Below are 17965 nucleotides of genomic sequence, written 5' to 3'. Positions count from 1 at the left end.
TAGCTCCTGCTTATTAAGGTTAATTTAAAGTTACAAAAAAAATAAAAAAACCCTAAACTCATTTACTTTTGTGCCGATATGAATATTACGCTTTATATTCACGTGATTTTACACGAGTAAACACAACGATGGGGTCCTCTATGAAAATGAATGTCGCTACACGTGTGATAGGAGGGTTTAGTGTCGTTACCTTACTATTGATTATATTAGGTGCAGCCTCATTGCTCACCAATAATAAATTAAAAACTAGCACCAGTGTCCTACAGAATGTCAGTATTCCAGCTTTAAAATCAAGCCACACTTTATCCAGCTCGCTCTTCCTACAAGAAAAACAAAACATCACGGCGTTTTATAATCAAAATACTCGCAAAATGGCTTCTTTTTCTGAGCAATCTAAACAATACCATCAACAATTTACTCGTGAACTTAAGGCGTTATCGACCCAAGTCAAAAACGATGCACAGTTTGATGTCATCTTAGCGGATTTAAAGAAAAACTATCAAGTATTCAACGACAGTAGCCAGCAATTACTCACCACTCATGAAGCCACGCTAATCACGAAAGAGCATCTTTCTGAGAAAATGGATAGCATTGAAAATACAGCAGATGATACTGCATCTTATTTGCTCGATTTAATTGATTTTGAAATCAGTGAAGATCCTCAAGAACAACAAATCGCTTCAATAGCAAGCAGTATCGATACAGGGTTTAGTGGTATTGTCAGTACCAGTTATGACTTATTACAAGTAACAGACCAAACCAAATTTGAAACCATTAAAAAAGAACTCAGCTTCATTGTCAGTGATACACAAAATAAACTCGATTATCTATCCAAAACATGGGGTCATGTTATTGATGCTGATGTAATACAAAAAATTAATAATGAAGCCGCGACACTGTTTTCGCTTATCGAGGGCCCCAATGCTATTTTAATGCTCAAAAGCCAAGCACTTGAAAGCCAAAGAACAGCAGATTCATTATTTTCACAAATAGAACAATCATTTAGTAATACTAATGAGTCAATGCAAACGTTGACTTACGCGATTGAATCTATGTCTCAACAAATCAGTCATACCGCCATCGATAATATTCGCTCAGCGAGTGTAAATACCCTCATTTTAGGGATCATTGCAATTATTGTGGCGATTCTGGTGAGTATTGCTGTAATTCGACCATTAACACGCTCTCTCAACAGTGTTAATCAAGCTTTTAATATCCTCGCCTCAGGTAATTTAACTCATAAACTGAATGAAGAAGGCCATGATGAATTTGCAAAACTATCAAAGAACTGCAATCGTCTTATCGATAGTCTTCGCCAACTCATAGAAGGTATTCTACATCGCTCCGACCAACTTGCCGCAGCAGCAGAAGAAACCTCCGCGATTACAGCGCAAACAACCGTTGGTATCCAAGAGCAAAAAAATCAAGTCGATCAAGTCGCTGCTGCAACCACACAATTACATTCAAGTGCACAACAAGTCACGATTAGTGCTAATGCAGCACTCACAGAAATCAAAGCAGCAGATGACGAAAGTCAACATATGAGACTCATCGCCAATGAAAATAAACAAACAATCTTAGCACTTGCAGAAGAAGTCTCCACTGCAGGGAAAGTCATCAATCAACTCCATGCAGACAGTGCATCAATTGGCTCAATTTTAGATGTGATCCGTGGTATTGCAGAACAAACCAACCTATTAGCACTCAATGCAGCAATTGAAGCTGCCCGTGCAGGAGAGCAAGGAAGAGGATTTGCCGTTGTTGCTGATGAAGTGAGAAGCCTTGCATCTCGAACACAAGATTCCACCCAAGAAATACAACAAATGATTGAGGTACTTCAACAAGGTGCAGAGCAAGCTGTATCGGTAATGGAATTAGGTAAGGCCCAAGCCAACTCATGTGTAGAAAAAACAGAACAGGCTAATAATGCATTAGAAAGTATTAGTCATGCCGTTCATAAAGCACATGACTCTGGAACCCATATTACCCAAGCTGCGCAGGAGCAACATATTGTTAGCCAACAAGTATCTGAAAAGTTGGAGCATATTGCATCCATATCAGAAGAAACAGCGACAGGAGCCGATCAAACAGCACAATCAAGCCATCAAGTTGCTCAACTCGCAGAAGAGTTACAAGCTTCAGTGAAAGAATTTACAATCTAATCTTCGAGAAAAATACTATTAACTTGACTATACCCGTGATACTTGAAAATGCAGGGTTCAGCTGGAATTAAAAGTCTTTTAGACAAGGTCATTCATTGCGCCTGCATAAATGACATTTCCATCATCCTTGATGGTCAGCTGAACACCGTGCCTAGTGATTCTAAGCTGATGTTCAGTAACGCCGTATAAAAGGCTTTCCTCTTTACTCAAAAGAGTCAGCCCTTTGGGAGTCTGTAAAAGCACCTACATCGAAGTTGCATCACCTTAAAAGGCAATAAGCATTTCTGCACCTTTTCTTTTACAAGAATACGCCTTGAATTAGGATCTTTTACAGGCTCTGAAAACATGCATCTTCAAGTATCACGGGTATATATAAAAATACCGAATTGCAGTTCGGTATTTTTATTCATTCTTATTAAATCGAGCTAGCTTCCTGCTATACGCGCCTCAATCGCCGACGTGATTGCACTCGATGCATATCCTTTTGTTTTAGCCCAATCGATAATGGTTTGACCATCGGCTTCAACAGATTTCAACTCTTTCACTGATAAACGCTTAGCGACAAATGTTCCAATTTTATCCGCATTGGCATCAAAAGCTGTACGTAACAAGCTTTTCCCATCACAGGAGATCCCAGAATAAATACTTCTTAATTTTAAACGGTTTTCTTTTAATTTCTTTCGTAAACGGTTTTTATCATCACTTTTGACATAGTGGCAGATATTAGCAACCAGTTGTTGGGGATCTGCTTGTACTGGTACTGTAAATGAAGATGCTACAATCAACGCAGCCATTGCTGTAGGTAACAAACGCATCGGGCACTCCTTTATCATATTTTTCTTAACCCAAAGAAAGTACAAAACCGTACTTATTAGTCCTTTGAATAACATGTTAAACCAGTATAATTTAACATTTTTTAACCAAGTTGATAAAGGAATATTCTAAACCATCACTGTTTTTCTCTCTTACTCTACACTCTTCTAGCCAAGAGCCGTCATCCCAATGAGGGAAAAAAGTATCCCCCTCTACATCAAGTTCAATTTCAGTCAAATACAAACGATCAACTTTTGGCAACATAGCAGCATAAAGTTGACCACCACCAATAATGACAACTTCATCACTTTGATCCACAATCTTAAGCGCCGCATCAATAGAGTCAACGACCGTTACTCCGTCTGCAGAGAAGTTTGCTTGCCGAGTAATCACAATATTATGTCGTCCAGGTAAAGGACGTCCGATGGACTCAAAAGTCTTTCTTCCCATAACAATTGGTTTATTCATTGTCATTGCTTTGAAATGACGGAGATCTTCAGGTAAATGCCAAGGCATTTGGTTGTCTTTTCCGATCACTCTTTTATTCGCCATTGCCGCAATCATAGCGATTTTCATAATATATCCACTCTCAAACCATTCATTGAGCAAAGATCTTACCTGTAAAAAAGCCAATAATACAAGTCAATCGCTTCTGATTTCATCTAAAACCCGTAGCCTAACTACTTCTTACTAAAAAAATTTAAATTACACTTTTTTTTGATTAATAAACATATAATTATAATTAACACAGTCGGTAATAACCAAGTCATTTGTTGCGATTGAAGCGGTATGAAAGACAAAAAAGGCAATACCACACCAAGCTGCGCTAAAGCATCAAGACAACTAAAAATAAAGGCGACTCCGACTATCAAGCAATGAGACAAAACAGGAAAAGCGAATTGAGAAGTTAGAAAGGTCGCAATGATAATCGTAATCGCAATGGGGTAAATGATACGTAAAATGGGTTCACTTAACGTAATTAATGTCGATAATCCCACATTAGTAATGATGCTACAAATAATTGAAAAAATAATCAGGTAATGAGTGTAAGACAACCTTGGAAGTTGTTCATGAAAAAATTCAGCACATGCTCCCAATGCTCCTACAGCTGTCGTCAAACAAGCTATGGTCACTACCATTGATAATATGATTAATCCAATATAATGAAAATGCTGTGTAACATAACTTGTCAGAATTTGGCCACCATCGCTCGGCTGATACTCTAAGCCCACCGAACTGGCGCCTAAATAAAAAAGAGCGATGTAAACAAAAGCTAACCCCATTGCAGCAATTAAGGCCGCACGTACTAGGTAGTATGTTTGCATACTTTTTTTATTGATACCTTTTTGACGCAATACATCAATTAATAAAATACCAAACACCAATGCACCTAAGGCATCCATAGTATTATACCCTTGTAAAATACCACTGGTAAATGGATTTAGTTGATATATTCCTTGAGCTGACGCTAATGGAATGCTGGGTAAAGCAATGACAGAAATCGCTAACCCAAGCAATAAAATAATTAAAATAGGCGTTAATATTTTCCCAATCGTATCAATTAACTTACCTGGCGATAAGGCAAAGAATAACACCGCAATAAAAAAAACAAAGGTATAGAGGCATTGTGCTAGATTAAAGTGTATTTCCCAATAACTCCACTCAGGAACATGTTCATCTAGAAAAGGAGAAAAGCCAATATCATAAGCAACTAAGGCCGTGCGAGGGATAGCAAAAGCCGGTCCGATAATAATAAAAATAAGAAAAGATAACAGCGTAGATATGCTTTTAGGCAACAAACCCAGCACTTGTCCGTTCGATTTAGCCACTGCGATGAGTGCAAGTAACGGTAAACCGACTCCCGTTAGCAAAAAGCCAAACATGGCTAACATCATATTCTTTCCAGCTAAAAAACCGATGAACGGTGGAAAAATCAAATTACCAGCACCTAAGAAAAAGGCAAAAGTCATAAACCCTAGCGCTAACGTATCTCTATAACTTAATTTATTCGTATTCACACATCCCCAAATCATTGCTCAGTATTATATAAACACTGTAGCAGCAATCACCCTTAAGTGACTAAAAGAAAGGTGAAACATAACAATAAATACACGGTAATAAAAAAGCCCTAAATTAATAGGGCTTTGCTTAACTCAATTAAGAAACCTTTATTAATTTAGGCTTTCAGCCATATTTTCAACCTGATTTTTATCTACTTTGATGAATAAGCAAATACAAATTGCACCCAGAGTGGGTAACAACCAAGCCATACCTTGATGTTGTAGCGGCATGAAATCAAAAATACTGACATTAACTCCCGCTTCTTTCAAGGCATCAATAACGCCAAATAACAAAGCAACACTCAATATAAAGCGATGCGCGAATATTGGGCGAGCAAATCGAGAAGTTAAAAAGGTCACTAAAACAAGTGCAATCGCAACAGGATAAATCATCATCAACACAGGAACGCTGATGCTAATTAATTGTGATAAACCCACATTCGCCACTAAAGCACAAATTAAACTTAATCCTATGACAAAAATACGATATGAAATGACGGGGAAAGTTTCATTAAAAAATTCTGAACAAGCACTTAATAGTCCAACCGCAGTCGTTAAGCATGCTAAAGTCACGACACTAGAAAGCAGTACCAGACCAAAAGAGCCAAATTCTCTAACAACATAGTTAGTTAAAATTTGTCCCCCATTGGTAACATTTAAAGCTAAATCCCCTGCTGTTGCCCCTAAATAAAACAGCGAAATATATACAAAGGCCAAACCAATCGCGGCAATAATAGCCGCTCGTACTAAATATTGAGTTTGTGCTCGCGGACTTTCAATCCCTTTTTTACGTAAAATATCAATAATTAAAATACCAAAAATTAATGATGCTAATGCATCCATGGTATTGTAACCCTCTAAAATACCTGTTGTTAGTGGATGTAAAACATAATCACCAGAAGCAGGTTGAACATTTGAACCCGGCAATATAATCACTGAAATAGCCAGTCCAACTAACAGTAATAGTAAAATCGGGGTCAGCACCTTGCCGACATTATCCAACAATTTTCCAGGAAAAAGAGCAAAAATCATCGAAATAGCAAAAAAAGAAAAAGTATAATAGAGCTGGGCAAGATTAAAACTCAGATCAGCCAACTGCACAGTTGCACTACTGTCCCCTAAGAAAGGTTTTAACCCCACTTCAAACGCTACCAGCCCTGTTCTTGGTGCCGCAAAAGCAGGACCAATAATAATAAAAATCGTCACGGCAAATAACGTGGCAATCCCTGCAGGTAACAAAGCCATAATTTTACCATTCGCTTTTGCCACCGCAATTAACGCCAATAAGGGTAAACCAACCGCGGTAGACAAAAAGCCAAACATGGCAAAAGTCATATTATCACCCGCTAAAAAGCCAGCGAGAGGAGGAAAGATCAAATTTCCTGCACCCAAAAAAAATGCAAAGGTCATAAAACCTAAGCCTAATGTATCAGCCAAACTCAATTGATTTTTTTGCAAAGTCACTATCCCATTTTTTAAAATCGCTATCTTTCTCACTATAAACATTAAAATCAGATAGATACTGAAATATGTTTATACTAACGAGCATTAATAGTCCAAAATTTCTCTACTGCATTAATTTATTATTTTCTTGTTTAAACATAAGGACTCTCATCCTTTCATTGCCATGGCATAGCATTCGCAACATGGTTTAACTCAATCATTGAAAACTGTCCCATCACTTTTTTACAATGGTAACCCCCAAGTAACTCACCTCACCCAATACGCAACTGGTAATCAAAGATATAATAAAAAAAGGAGTGTATTTACCACAAAAAAAAAACACCAACAACAAATGAAGGTGAAACAGGTTTAACAAAGAATAAAACCAATCAAAACAAAAACAAAAAACAAACAACCTCATACCTTTTGGCAACAAAAAACATGCTAAATATTGATAAAACTCAACTGATTCAGTGTATACTTTTCAACCTTAATAGAATAATTAAGATCTGTTTATTTTAAATTCATCTATGAAACGATGGGCACTAAGCCAATAAACCTATGACGGTAAAGTTTAATAAATTGTTAGAGGCTATTAATCTTTGGTGATGATGTTTACGAATGAACAAATGTCGTGTTCATATGGATGTGAATGCACATTCTTGAAGTCAAACATAATATAGACAATAACACTGAGAAAGGAAGCGGGAAGCGGTAATCGCTGTCCTCATTCTTTATTCTGGCTAAACGTGTTTTATTTTTTGTTGGGAGCTCGCTGTTTAAAGAAAAAGGAATTAGAGTCACTAAGCGTCCCCCTTCTTGCAACGATTAAAACACGTTTATCTCAAACATAATTTAATCATAAAAAACGAACCGTCCCTAGGCGGCAACCACTGTGCCACAATTAAAAAGTGCTCTTTGCACATAAAAGTTCAACAAATCCTCATCAAATTACATTAAAATTTAGCGATAGCCCAAGAGTTGCTTACTAGTCTGCTTGGAAACCTGCTATACTGCTGCGCTATTTTTAAGACTAAAAGGTAACTTAGCGTGGAAAGCGCCCTATTAAAGCAATTTGTAATCGATAAAATCGAAGATTTAAAAGCAAAAGATATCGCCATACTCGACGTTTCCAAGCAATCAAATATTGCCGATTACATGGTAATTTGCTCAGGTAACTCGAAAACTCATGTTCGATCGATTGCTGAAAATCTAGTCGTTGAATCAAAACGAGCCAAAATACACATTCAAGGTGTTGAAGGCCGAGACACCAGCGAATGGGTTCTGGTTGATTTAGGCGACGTTATTTTGCATGTTATGCAACAGCAAACTCGAGATTTTTATCAACTTGAAAAACTTTGGTCAGAAAAACCAGAATAATGAAAATTCAGTTAGTCGCCGTTGGCACACGTATGCCAAGTTGGGTCGAACAAGGTTTTCAAGAGTATCAGCGCCGTTTTCCAAGAGATATGGCGCTTGAACTGATTGAGATCCCTGCAGGTAAGCGTGGTAAAAATGCCGATATTACACGCATTTTAAATAAAGAAGGCGAGTTAATGCTCGCTCAGGTACCTAAAAGCAATCATATTGTGAGTCTTGACTTACCGGGTAAGAACTTCACAACTCCAGCCTTGGCAACTCAACTCAACAAATGGCAACTCGATGGCCGTGATGTCAGTTTATTGATTGGTGGACCAGAAGGATTATCACCCGCCTGCAAGCAGGCCGCGAAACAAAGCTGGTGTTTATCTGCACTGACTTTACCTCACCCTTTGGTTCGAGTCATCGTTGCTGAAAGTTTATACCGTGCTTGGAGCATTAATAACAACCACCCATACCATAGAGAATAGATACTAAATTAACACATGGCATCAATATTAGGTTAAGTGAGCGTACCTAACAATTAAAGGGTTAAGGGGATTGCATCTGTGACACCAAATAAACGAATAACCATGAATGATCATGTCGCAGAGGCATCACTGTTTAAACGTCGTGCTATTTTTACGTTTATCTGCGTCTTTTCATTGTTAGGCGTATTATTGGGCAACCTTTATCACCTGCAAATCCTTTCTTTTCAAGATTACACCACACGCTCAAACGATAACCGTATTCGTGTCGTCCCCATTGCCCCCAACAGGGGACTCATTTACGACAGACACGGTGTACTACTTGCTGAAAATCAACCTTTCTACTCTCTGGAAATGTTACCTGAAAAAGTAAAAGACATTCCAGCAATGCTTAATCAACTTAAGCAAATAGTCCCATTAACCGATGATGATATTGATGATATTACCGCCTCTCTTAAAGGGCACCGCCGATTTAAACCACTAACCATTAAAAACCGCCTAACTGAAGATGAAGTCGCACAATTCAGTGTCAATCAATATCGTTTTCCTGGAGTATCAGTTGAAGCAGGACTTAAACGCTATTATCCATACTCCAGTCTGTTGACCCATGCATTAGGTTATGTCGGCCGAATTAACCAGCGCGATCAAGCCAAACTCGAACGAGAAAATGAATGGAAGCAATATGCAGCAACGAATGATATCGGCAAACAAGGAATCGAACGCTACTACGAAAGAACATTACATGGCGAACCAGGACACCTAGAAGAAGAAGTCAATAACCGTGGCCGCACCATTCGAGTATTGAAATCGGAAGCGCCGGAGCCGGGTAAAGATATCTATTTAACGCTTGATTTAAAACTACAGCAAAAAGCCATGCAACTACTGGAAGGTAAGCGTGGCTCCATTGTCGCTATTGATCCCCGTGATGGCGGCATTCTAGCCATGGTCTCAAGCCCAAGTTATGACCCCAATAAATTTGTTCATGGGATCAGCTCTAAAGCCTATAATAAGCTACTTAATTCAAAATCTCGTCCATTGATTAACCGAGCCACCCAAGGACAATATGCACCCGCTTCAACCGTTAAGCCCTTTCTCGCTTTAATGGGGCTTGAACATAAAACGGTTACGCCTCAGACTCGAGTATGGGATCCAGGATACTGGCAAATACCGGGTGTTGAAAGAAAATACCGCGATTGGAAACGTTGGGGGCATGGATGGGTCGATGTGCACAGCGCCATCGTCGAATCTTGTGATATTTATTTTTATAATTTGGCCTATAAAAGTGGTGTCGATAGCATAGCCAAATTCATGGGACCTTTTGGCTTTGGTGAAACAACAGGAGTGGATATTACAGAAGAGTCCCCAGGTATTTTGCCCTCGAAAGGTTGGAAGCGAGCCCGCTATAATCAACCTTGGTATATTGGCGACACCATTTCTGTCGGTATTGGGCAAGGGTATTGGACTGCCACCCCATTACAAATAGCCAATGCTGCGGCGACATTAGCAAATAGAGGAAAGCGTTTTATCCCACATTTTCTAAAATCAGTCACCACCAATAGTACTAACGAAAACCCTGATAATGAATTAGCCCCTATCGTACTGAAAGATCCAAATAACTGGAATATTGTATCTGAAGCCATGCGCGAAGCTGCACATAAATCACGTTTTAAAGACGCCCCTTATACTGCCGCCATGAAAACGGGAACGGCTCAAGTATTTAGTGTGGCTGAAGATACACGATACAATGCAAAAACCGTTGACGAACACTTACGAGATAATGCGTTAGTGATTGCTTACGCTCCTTATGAGAACCCTAAAATCGTGCTCTCTGTGGTACTTGAAAATGTGGGCTGGGGATCAAAAAATGCGGGACCCGTTGCCCGTGCTATGCTCGATGAATATATGCTAAGAGACAATGGAAAAGCGGTGAAATGAGTACACATAACCATAAGCCGAATATTTGGCAAAAATTACATATCGATCTTCCTTTACTACTCGGACTATTAGGCCTCATGGCTTATGGCTTAATTGTCATTTACTCCGCTGGCGGCGAAGATATGGCATTACTCGATCGCCAAATGGTTCGCATGGTATTATCATTAATCATCATGTTTGGTATGGCACAAATAAACCCAGAAGTCTTAAGGCGCTGGGCTTTCCCTATTTACATGGCAGGCATAATTCTGCTCTTAGGGGTACATTTTTTTGGTGAAATAAACAAAGGGGCACAACGCTGGTTAAACTTAGGTTTTATGAAGTTCCAGCCCTCAGAGCTCATTAAATTAGTGTTCCCTATTACCATGGCATGGTATATCAGTAAATTTCCTTTACCTCCTAAAAAACGCTATCTTGCAGGAGCAGCAATCTTATTATTAATTCCAACCTTACTGATCGCAAAGCAGCCCGACTTAGGCACCTCCATACTCGTGGCCGCTTCAGGGATCTTTGTGTTATTTCTTTCAGGAATGAGCTGGAGCATTGTGATTGGCGTCGTAGTCGGCATATTAGCCATGCTTCCCATACTTTGGTTCTTTTTAATGCACGACTATCAACGTACTCGTGTTCTCACATTATTTAATCCTGAACAAGATCCACTGGGTGCGGGATACCACATTATTCAATCCAAAATTGCCATTGGATCCGGTGGACTTTGGGGAAAAGGTTGGCTTCATGGTACACAATCTCAATTAGAATTCTTACCCGAACGCCATACTGACTTTATTTTTGCGGTGATCGGTGAAGAATTTGGTCTAATTGGTAGCTTAATCCTATTAACATTATACCTTTATGTCATCGGTCGTGGACTCATGATAGCCTCACAAGCTCAAACCAGTTTTTCACGATTATTAGCGGGGAGTATTACCCTAACTTTTTTCGTCTATATTTTTGTCAATATAGGCATGGTATCAGGCTTGCTTCCCGTGGTTGGTGTTCCACTTCCTTTAATCAGTTACGGTGGTACTTCAATGCTCACTCTAATGACAGGGTTTGGCATTCTAATGAGCATACATACCCATAGACGCTTCATTGACAGATAGGACAAGGATTTATGACTTTTTTTTCACGCTCCCTTGCTCAGTTTTCACTCCTCGCCGCCACTTCTTTTGGTTTAATGGCTTGCTCTTCAACAAATATTGCTTCGGAAGCACAAACTGAACGATACAAACAAGACTTTATCAACACACAATTAGCCGCAGGCTATGATAAAGAAACCATCAATACCTTCTTAGAGCAAGGTCATTATAATCAGACGGTTATTGATGCCATCACCCGCCCTTGGGAAGCCAAGCCTTGGGATCAATATTACCCTATATTTCTCACTCAAAAACGGCTTGATACCGGTGTGAGTTTTTGGACAAAATATCAAGACACTATAGAAAAAGCGGCTAAACAATACCAAGTAGAACCCGAAATTATCGTCTCTATTATCGGCATTGAAACCTATTATGGCAGGGTCATGGGGAATTACCCCGTCATTGATGCCCTGTATACCTTAGGTTTTTACTATCCACCTCGCGCTGATTTTTTTCGCTCTGAATTTGCGAACCTACAAAGCTTAAGCCAAGAGGAAAAATTGGATATTACCCACCTTAAAGGCTCCTATGCGGGTGCCATGGGCTATGGACAATTTATCCCTTCGAGCTATCGCCACTACGCCGTTGACTTTGATCAAGACGGTCGTCGAGATTTACTTAATAGTCCTATTGATGCCATTGGCAGTGTCGCCAACTATTTTCATCAACACGGCTGGCAGCAAGGCTCCCCCGTTGCAATTCCTTTAATCAAGTCTCACAATAAACCTGATAAGCTCAGTGTATGGAAAGGCAAAAAGCCTGAATATCAAGTTGCTGACTTCAGCCCTTATGTTGATGTATCCTCTCAAACATTTAACAAATATTTAGAGCAGCCCGCCCTGCTGATTGAACTCGATACAGCGGACAATGATGAATACTGGCTTGGTTTTAACAATTTTTATGTGATCACCCGCTATAATAGAAGCCCTTTATACGCCATGGCGGTCTATCAATTTAGCCAACAATTGAAGGCAGCTCATCAAACGTCACTGTAAACTCAAAACAACAATTATCTTTAAAGCCAACTTATCATAATATAACGTTGGCTTTGCTCTACAATTCATTTCGCAGACTCAATACCGACTTAAAACCAAAATAAAGAAATAACCAAAACATGGCTCACTCAGCCCGTTTATCATATCAATTTCTGACTGCTGGCTGACTCAAGTGAATTGTTGCATTAAAATGATACGAAAATTAACATATAAAATGAAATTAGCACTAGCGCTAATACTTCCTAGCCCTTATGCTGCATATTATTCATCGCCTGAACTGTAAAATAGTACCAATGATAAAAAACATCACTCTTATTTGCAGTCTCTCGTTTATCTTCCTTATCACTAGCTGCGCCAGTAAAAAGCCCAATACTGATAATCCTAATGCGGGGCGTTACGCTATGGATAAAGATAAAGCACCGACCTCTGCGCCCGATGTCAGCCAAGTCAAAGATGCTACTCCTCAATACGAGCCCTATAGTAGAGGTGGAAATCGTAAAAAATACACAGTCATGGGTAAAACCTATCGCGTATTAGACTCAGGAAAAGATTATAAAGCCACAGGTATCGCTTCTTGGTATGGCCTTAAGTTCCATGGTCATCTTACCTCCAATGGTGAAGTCTACGATATGTATACCATGACTGCTGCCCATAAAACCTTACCTTTACCTAGCTTTGTAAAAGTCACTAATACCAGTAACGGCAAAACTGTTGTGGTTCGAGTTAATGATAGGGGTCCTTTCCATCAAAATAGATTAATTGATTTATCCTACGCAGCCGCATACAAGCTGGATATGCTCAAAACAGGCACAGCAAAAGTGAACATTGAAGTTATCTATGTGCCCGCTCCAACTTTGCTCTCTATGACAGAAACAAGCTCAAATAAGCAACATTATATTCAAGTATTTGCTTCTGCAGATAAGACAAAAATTAATCAATTAGCAAAGAAACTCACAACTCAGTACCAATTAAAATCACGGCTACAAACTGTTGATAACCTTTATCGCTTACAATTAGGCCCTATTGGACAGCAACAACTGGCGACTCAACTCGCTGATAAACTAAAAAATGACGGCTATCCTAACAGCTATCTCGTCATCGAATAAAGTAACTTTAATGAACCTTCTTTCTATTCCTCTGTCCAGTAAATGGTATACTCTGAAAAATGGTTTTCTTCTAACATAAACAAATAAGACGCGCCTTGTTATTATGAAATTTTTAAATAATTCGCTCAAAGCAGTGCTACTTGTCACCTCTTTTTCTTTTACTCAAGCCTTTGCTGCTCCAATGGTGATCCCTGATGCACCTAAAGTTGCCGCCAAAGCGTTTGTATTAATGGATTACAATACTGGGCAGATCATTGCAGAAGAAAATGCATATGAAAGCCTCAACCCTGCCAGCTTAACGAAAATGATGACCAGCTATGTGATTGGTCAAGAAATTAAAGCCGGTAATATTAGCCCAACTGATGAAGTCACTATCAGCAAAAATGCTTGGTCAAAAAATTTCCCTGACTCTTCAAAAATGTTTATTGAAGTGGGTAAAAAAGTGACCGTTGAGGAACTCAACAAAGGCATTATTATTCAATCGGGTAATGATGCCTGTGTCGCAATGGCTGAACACATTGCAGGCACACAAGGAGCATTTGTTGATTTAATGAACTCTTGGGCTAAGCAAATTGGCATGAAAGATAGCCATTTTGAAAATGCTCACGGTCTAGATGCAACAGATCATAAAAGTACAGCTTATGATATGGCCCTTTTAGGGGCAGCCCTCATTCGTGATGTACCGAATGAATACAAGGTTTATAAAGAAAAGTCATTTACTTACAATGGAATCAAGCAGTATAACCGTAATGGTTTATTGTGGGATAAAAGCTTAAATGTTGATGGAATTAAAACCGGACATACATCAGGCGCAGGCTATAACTTAGTCACTTCAGCCACCAAAGATGGTATGCGTCTAATCTCTGTTGTGATGGGAACAAAAAGTGAAGCCGCCCGTAAAGCAGAAAGTAAAAAACTCCTCAACTATGGCTTCCGTTTCTTTGAAACGGTCACACCTTATAAAGCTGGTGAGAGCTTCGTCACTCAAAAAATCTGGTATGGCGATCGCAGTAATGTGGATTTAGGTTTTAATACTGATACCCCCATTACCATTAATCGCGGCCAAGCTAAAAATTTAAAAGCGAATTTTGAACTCACCAAACCTCTCACAGCCCCCATTGCAAAAGGCGAAGTCGTTGGCAATGTGTATTTCCAGCTGAATGGCAAAGACATTGCACAATTCCCTCTTGTCACTCTGCAAGAAGTCAATGAAGGCAGTTGGTTCAGCCGTCTAATGGATTATTTCCAACAAAAATTTGGCTCTTGGTTTAGCTAACACTTTAGAAGCGACCTTAAGGTCGCTTCTTTGTTTGCGCGTCACTCTATTGCCAAGGCTTTCACAATACCGCTTGAATTAGGTATAATCGTCACCATATAAAGCGGTATTCGTATAAGTTAAGAGATAACACATGTTAGAAACTAAATTTGATGAGTTAATGGAATTTCCTAACTCTTTTCCCTTCAAAGTCGTTGGTGATGCCTGTGACACCTTAGCCGATAGAGTGGTCGCGGTTGTACAGCAACATGCGCCGGGCGATTACAGTCCTACCACAAAAGCTTCTAGCAAAGGCACTTACCATTCAGTCACAATTAGAGTCTTGGTCACGAGTAAAGATCATGTAGAAACCCTCTATACTGAATTAGCAGCAATTGAAGGCGTTAAGCGCGTCCTATAACGTCGCCTAGCACAAAACAGGATAAGTGTGATTCGGTTAACACTTATTGTATAATGGATCTTTTAAGTAGAGAGGCTGCCCTTGCAAGAAGCAGTTTTGCAGATCCGGCATCTAGGACAACAAGATTACCAAAGCGTATGGCACGCCATGCAGGATTATACTGATAATCGTGATGCTTCTAGCCCCGATGAGCTTTGGATAGTCGAACACCCGCCCGTCTTTACTCAAGGACAAGCAGGTAAAAGTGAACATATTCTGAACCCGGGGGATATTCCCGTGATAAAAGTCGATAGAGGTGGCCAAGTCACTTACCATGGACCCGGTCAGCTTGTCGTGTACCCCTTACTTAATATCAAAAGATTAAAAATAGGTGTAAGAGAATTAGTCACTAAAATCGAGCAAAGTATCGTTGATATGCTCGCACAATATCAAGTGCATGCTTACGCCAAAGCCGATGCCCCCGGCGTTTATGTCGATGAGCGTAAAATAGCTTCATTGGGGCTTAGGATCCGTAAAGGCTGTTCTTTTCATGGACTGGCACTTAATGTCGATATGGATATGTCGCCTTTTCAGCGCATTAACCCTTGTGGGTATGCAGGAATGGAAATGATCCAATGTAAGCCTCTTGGCGGCCCCCAAAATGTCATAGAGGCAGGCAACCAATTGATAAATACGCTTAGCCAACAGCTTGGCTACCAGCAACTCGTTCATCACCAAGGATTAGCAGAGTCATTATGAATAGGCCTGAAAGATTACAACCCGGCGTCAAGCTAAGAGATGCTGATAAGGTATCACGGATCCCCATTAAAGTGGTTCCCTCCGAGCGGGAAACCATGCTGCGCAAACCCAGTTGGCTGAAAGTCAAATTGCCCGCATCAAATCAGCGTATTACTGAAATCAAACAAGCATTACGAAAAAATGGCTTACATTCTGTGTGTGAAGAAGCCTCTTGTCCTAACCTTGCCGAGTGTTTTAACCATGGCACGGCGACCTTCATGATTTTAGGTGCAATTTGTACGCGTCGCTGTCCTTTTTGTGATGTCGCCCACGGAAGACCGCTCAAGCCGGATGCCGAGGAGCCTAAAAAGCTAGCACAAACCATTAAAGACATGAAGCTTAAATATGTCGTGATCACCTCTGTTGATCGTGACGATCTCCGTGATGGTGGCGCACAACATTTTGCCGATTGTATTCGCGAAATTCGCTTACTGAATCCAGAGATTAAAATCGAGACCTTAGTCCCCGATTTTCGAGGCCGCATTGATGCAGCGCTGGATATTTTGGCGACCGAGCCACCCGATGTCTTTAACCATAATTTAGAGACCGCGCCAACCCATTACCGTAAAGCGCGCCCTGGTGCAAACTATCAATGGTCTTTAGATTTACTGAAAAAATTTAAAGCTCGCCATCCAAATGTGCCGACCAAATCGGGCTTAATGATGGGGCTGGGCGAAACCAACGAAGAAATCGCGCAAGTATTGCATGACTTACGTGCTCATGATGTGGAAATGCTGACTTTAGGCCAATATTTACAACCATCAAAATTCCATTTACCAGTGGAGCGTTACGTGCCACCAGCAGAATTTGAAGCGTTAAAAGAGCTCGCTGAAAGCATAGGCTTTACTCATGCAGCCTGTGGGCCACTGGTTCGCTCAAGCTACCATGCCGATCTTCAAGCGCAAGGTAAAGAAGTTAAATAACGTTCACTGTATATAATTGATTACGGATCATTAATCGCTAATCATTGAATAGTCATAAAGCCAGACTTCACCAAAGCGTCTGGCTTTTTCTTTCATCACGTTAACGCATCCATATCCAGTTCCATCAGTACGGCATCTTCTACACCGCTTATCTGCTGGCTATTATTCTCAATAATCGATGTTTTATAATACCCTTTACGAATACCCGTTTGCTTAAAGCCACAACGTCGATATAATTGTTGTGCTCCCTTTGATGATGCTCGCACTTCTAAAAACACCTTATCTACCTCATGTACTTTCACATCCTCAATCAACGACAGCAATAGAGCTTTTCCTAAACCCTGACCTTGATGTTCAGGTGCAATACAAATATCCATTAGGGTCGCTTCTTCAAAGATCTGATGCACAATGGCGAACCCCGCTAAAACGCCATCACAATATATGCCAGACACGCGATACAAATGCCCAAAACAGCTCATTATTGTTGACTCGCTCATGGGGTGAGAATGGGCTAATTGGGCAATAATGGCCATTTCAGAGGAGGCCGATACCTGTAGAGGCTCAATACTCCAGCACTTATTTATAATCATGGCGATGACCTTTAGCCTTAACGACTTCGTTATCCGCAGTTAAAACAGGCTGCTCGCCAAACTGCAAAACCTGTTCTGGATAAAGGGCTGAGATCTGCTGCCATAAGGCTTTTTTATCCTCCACACTGTGCTCAATTTCCTCAAGAGGCTTAGAAACAAGATGATCTGACTTATTAGCCGCTTTTTTATTCACTCTTCTCAGCAACGCATGCTCAGATCTAGGACGACGCAGATCCCAAATAATATTGTCTTCTTTCTCTTCTGTGCATCTAAACGCACAGGTATCCACGCTGTGGCCAATAAAATTTAACACCGACAAGAAAATAGGATGCTCACTGATTTGACTGATGGCATTGTCATCATCGATTAAAACAGTAAAAACGGGCAATTTAGGCCGACGAATCGTCCAGCGAACCACCCCCATTGCATTTAAATATGCCAGTTTATTCATCGATCACATCCTTCATACCCATCACATTTCAACTCTGTTTTTAATATG

The 17965-nt window shown here is 40.1% G+C and carries 17 protein-coding genes; 11 read left to right on the top strand and 6 right to left on the bottom strand.

Annotation, left to right across the window (positions count from 1 at the left end):
- The first annotated feature begins 140 nt into the window (after positions 1 to 140).
- Positions 141 to 2162, top strand: coding sequence for a methyl-accepting chemotaxis protein (locus Q0976_RS08635; protein WP_299493011.1), 2022 nt, complete (start codon positions 141 to 143; stop codon positions 2160 to 2162).
- Between the two features lie 425 nt (positions 2163 to 2587).
- Here Q0976_RS08635 and Q0976_RS08630 read toward each other — a convergent pair whose 3' ends face one another.
- The 4 genes from Q0976_RS08630 to brnQ (Q0976_RS08615) form a co-directional block, all read right to left on the bottom strand.
- Positions 2588 to 2977 (bottom strand): DUF3718 domain-containing protein, encoded by a 390-nt coding sequence (locus Q0976_RS08630; RefSeq protein ID WP_299493009.1) that lies wholly within the window; start codon positions 2975 to 2977, stop codon positions 2588 to 2590.
- 91 nt (positions 2978 to 3068) lie between these two features.
- On the bottom strand, positions 3069 to 3551 hold the full coding sequence (gene folA / locus Q0976_RS08625; protein WP_299493007.1) for a type 3 dihydrofolate reductase: 483 nt from the start codon (positions 3549 to 3551) through the stop codon (positions 3069 to 3071).
- 104 nt (positions 3552 to 3655) lie between these two features.
- Entirely contained in the window at positions 3656 to 4993 is a 1338-nt protein-coding gene (gene brnQ, locus Q0976_RS08620) for a branched-chain amino acid transport system II carrier protein (protein WP_299493005.1), read from the bottom strand.
- Positions 4994 to 5146: 153 nt separating this feature from the next.
- A complete protein-coding gene (brnQ, locus tag Q0976_RS08615; protein WP_299493003.1) occupies positions 5147 to 6541 on the bottom strand; it encodes a branched-chain amino acid transport system II carrier protein in 1395 nt (464 codons plus the stop codon).
- 987 nt (positions 6542 to 7528) lie between these two features.
- On the opposite strand from brnQ (Q0976_RS08615), the gene rsfS reads away from it, so the two are divergent.
- The 10 genes from rsfS (at position 7529) to lipA (ending at position 16876) form a co-directional block, all read left to right on the top strand.
- On the top strand, positions 7529 to 7858 hold the full coding sequence (rsfS, locus tag Q0976_RS08610) for a ribosome silencing factor (protein ID WP_299493001.1): 330 nt from the start codon (positions 7529 to 7531) through the stop codon (positions 7856 to 7858).
- Positions 7858 to 8328, top strand: coding sequence for a 23S rRNA (pseudouridine(1915)-N(3))-methyltransferase RlmH (rlmH, locus tag Q0976_RS08605; RefSeq protein ID WP_299492999.1), 471 nt, complete (start codon positions 7858 to 7860; stop codon positions 8326 to 8328). Before rsfS ends, rlmH begins: the two co-directional genes overlap by 1 nt.
- Before the next feature lie 78 nt (positions 8329 to 8406).
- On the top strand, positions 8407 to 10260 hold the full coding sequence (mrdA, locus tag Q0976_RS08600; RefSeq protein ID WP_299492997.1) for a penicillin-binding protein 2: 1854 nt from the start codon (positions 8407 to 8409) through the stop codon (positions 10258 to 10260).
- A complete protein-coding gene (rodA, locus tag Q0976_RS08595; protein WP_299492995.1) occupies positions 10257 to 11363 on the top strand; it encodes a rod shape-determining protein RodA in 1107 nt (368 codons plus the stop codon). The genes mrdA and rodA overlap by 4 nt, the downstream gene beginning before the upstream one ends.
- A gap of 11 nt (positions 11364 to 11374) precedes the next feature.
- On the top strand, positions 11375 to 12394 hold the full coding sequence (mltB, locus tag Q0976_RS08590; RefSeq protein WP_299492993.1) for a lytic murein transglycosylase B: 1020 nt from the start codon (positions 11375 to 11377) through the stop codon (positions 12392 to 12394).
- A gap of 293 nt (positions 12395 to 12687) precedes the next feature.
- On the top strand, positions 12688 to 13500 hold the full coding sequence (locus tag Q0976_RS08585) for a septal ring lytic transglycosylase RlpA family protein (RefSeq protein ID WP_299492991.1): 813 nt from the start codon (positions 12688 to 12690) through the stop codon (positions 13498 to 13500).
- 100 nt (positions 13501 to 13600) lie between these two features.
- Positions 13601 to 14776 (top strand): serine hydrolase, encoded by a 1176-nt coding sequence (locus tag Q0976_RS08580; RefSeq protein WP_299493159.1) that lies wholly within the window; start codon positions 13601 to 13603, stop codon positions 14774 to 14776.
- A gap of 133 nt (positions 14777 to 14909) precedes the next feature.
- Complete coding sequence (gene ybeD / locus Q0976_RS08575) at positions 14910 to 15176, top strand: DUF493 family protein YbeD (protein ID WP_298770428.1); 267 nt, start codon at positions 14910 to 14912, stop codon at positions 15174 to 15176.
- An 81-nt stretch (positions 15177 to 15257) separates the two neighbouring features.
- Positions 15258 to 15914, top strand: coding sequence for a lipoyl(octanoyl) transferase LipB (gene lipB, locus Q0976_RS08570; RefSeq protein WP_299492989.1), 657 nt, complete (start codon positions 15258 to 15260; stop codon positions 15912 to 15914).
- Positions 15911 to 16876, top strand: coding sequence for a lipoyl synthase (gene lipA, locus Q0976_RS08565; protein WP_299492987.1), 966 nt, complete (start codon positions 15911 to 15913; stop codon positions 16874 to 16876). The genes lipB and lipA overlap by 4 nt, the downstream gene beginning before the upstream one ends.
- A 95-nt stretch (positions 16877 to 16971) precedes the next feature.
- Here the strand turns inward: lipA and rimI are convergent, their stop codons facing one another.
- Together rimI and Q0976_RS08555 are read right to left on the bottom strand one after the other, a co-directional pair.
- A complete protein-coding gene (rimI, locus tag Q0976_RS08560) occupies positions 16972 to 17466 on the bottom strand; it encodes a ribosomal protein S18-alanine N-acetyltransferase (protein WP_299492986.1) in 495 nt (164 codons plus the stop codon).
- A complete protein-coding gene (locus Q0976_RS08555) occupies positions 17453 to 17917 on the bottom strand; it encodes a DNA polymerase III subunit psi (protein ID WP_299492984.1) in 465 nt (154 codons plus the stop codon). Before Q0976_RS08555 ends, rimI begins: the two co-directional genes overlap by 14 nt.
- Between the last annotated feature and the right edge of the window lie 48 nt (positions 17918 to 17965).

Origin of the sequence: uncultured Shewanella sp. (assembly GCF_947501665.1) — a bacterium.
Classification (GTDB): domain Bacteria; phylum Pseudomonadota; class Gammaproteobacteria; order Enterobacterales; family Shewanellaceae; genus Shewanella.
The sequence above is the reverse complement of the archived record's forward strand: the minus strand, read 5'-3'. Positions and strand labels throughout refer to the sequence as shown.

Excerpts from the sequence above, each read along its gene's own strand:
- rimI (WP_299492986.1), bottom strand. The coding sequence starts at position 17,466 with ATGATTATAAATAAGTGCTGGAGTATTGAGCCTCTACAGGTATCGGCC.
- mltB (WP_299492993.1), top strand. The coding sequence starts at position 11,375 with ATGACTTTTTTTTCACGCTCCCTTGCTCAGTTTTCACTCCTCGCCGCC.
- folA (WP_299493007.1), bottom strand. The coding sequence starts at position 3,551 with ATGAAAATCGCTATGATTGCGGCAATGGCGAATAAAAGAGTGATCGGA.
- Q0976_RS08635 (WP_299493011.1), top strand. The coding sequence starts at position 141 with ATGAAAATGAATGTCGCTACACGTGTGATAGGAGGGTTTAGTGTCGTT.
- lipA (WP_299492987.1), top strand. The coding sequence starts at position 15,911 with ATGAATAGGCCTGAAAGATTACAACCCGGCGTCAAGCTAAGAGATGCT.
- rodA (WP_299492995.1), top strand. The coding sequence starts at position 10,257 with ATGAGTACACATAACCATAAGCCGAATATTTGGCAAAAATTACATATC.
- Q0976_RS08555 (WP_299492984.1), bottom strand. The coding sequence starts at position 17,917 with ATGAATAAACTGGCATATTTAAATGCAATGGGGGTGGTTCGCTGGACG.
- ybeD (WP_298770428.1), top strand. The coding sequence starts at position 14,910 with ATGTTAGAAACTAAATTTGATGAGTTAATGGAATTTCCTAACTCTTTT.
- Q0976_RS08585 (WP_299492991.1), top strand. The coding sequence starts at position 12,688 with ATGATAAAAAACATCACTCTTATTTGCAGTCTCTCGTTTATCTTCCTT.
- Q0976_RS08630 (WP_299493009.1), bottom strand. The coding sequence starts at position 2,977 with ATGCGTTTGTTACCTACAGCAATGGCTGCGTTGATTGTAGCATCTTCA.
- brnQ (WP_299493003.1), bottom strand. The coding sequence starts at position 6,541 with ATGTTTATAGTGAGAAAGATAGCGATTTTAAAAAATGGGATAGTGACT.
- rlmH (WP_299492999.1), top strand. The coding sequence starts at position 7,858 with ATGAAAATTCAGTTAGTCGCCGTTGGCACACGTATGCCAAGTTGGGTC.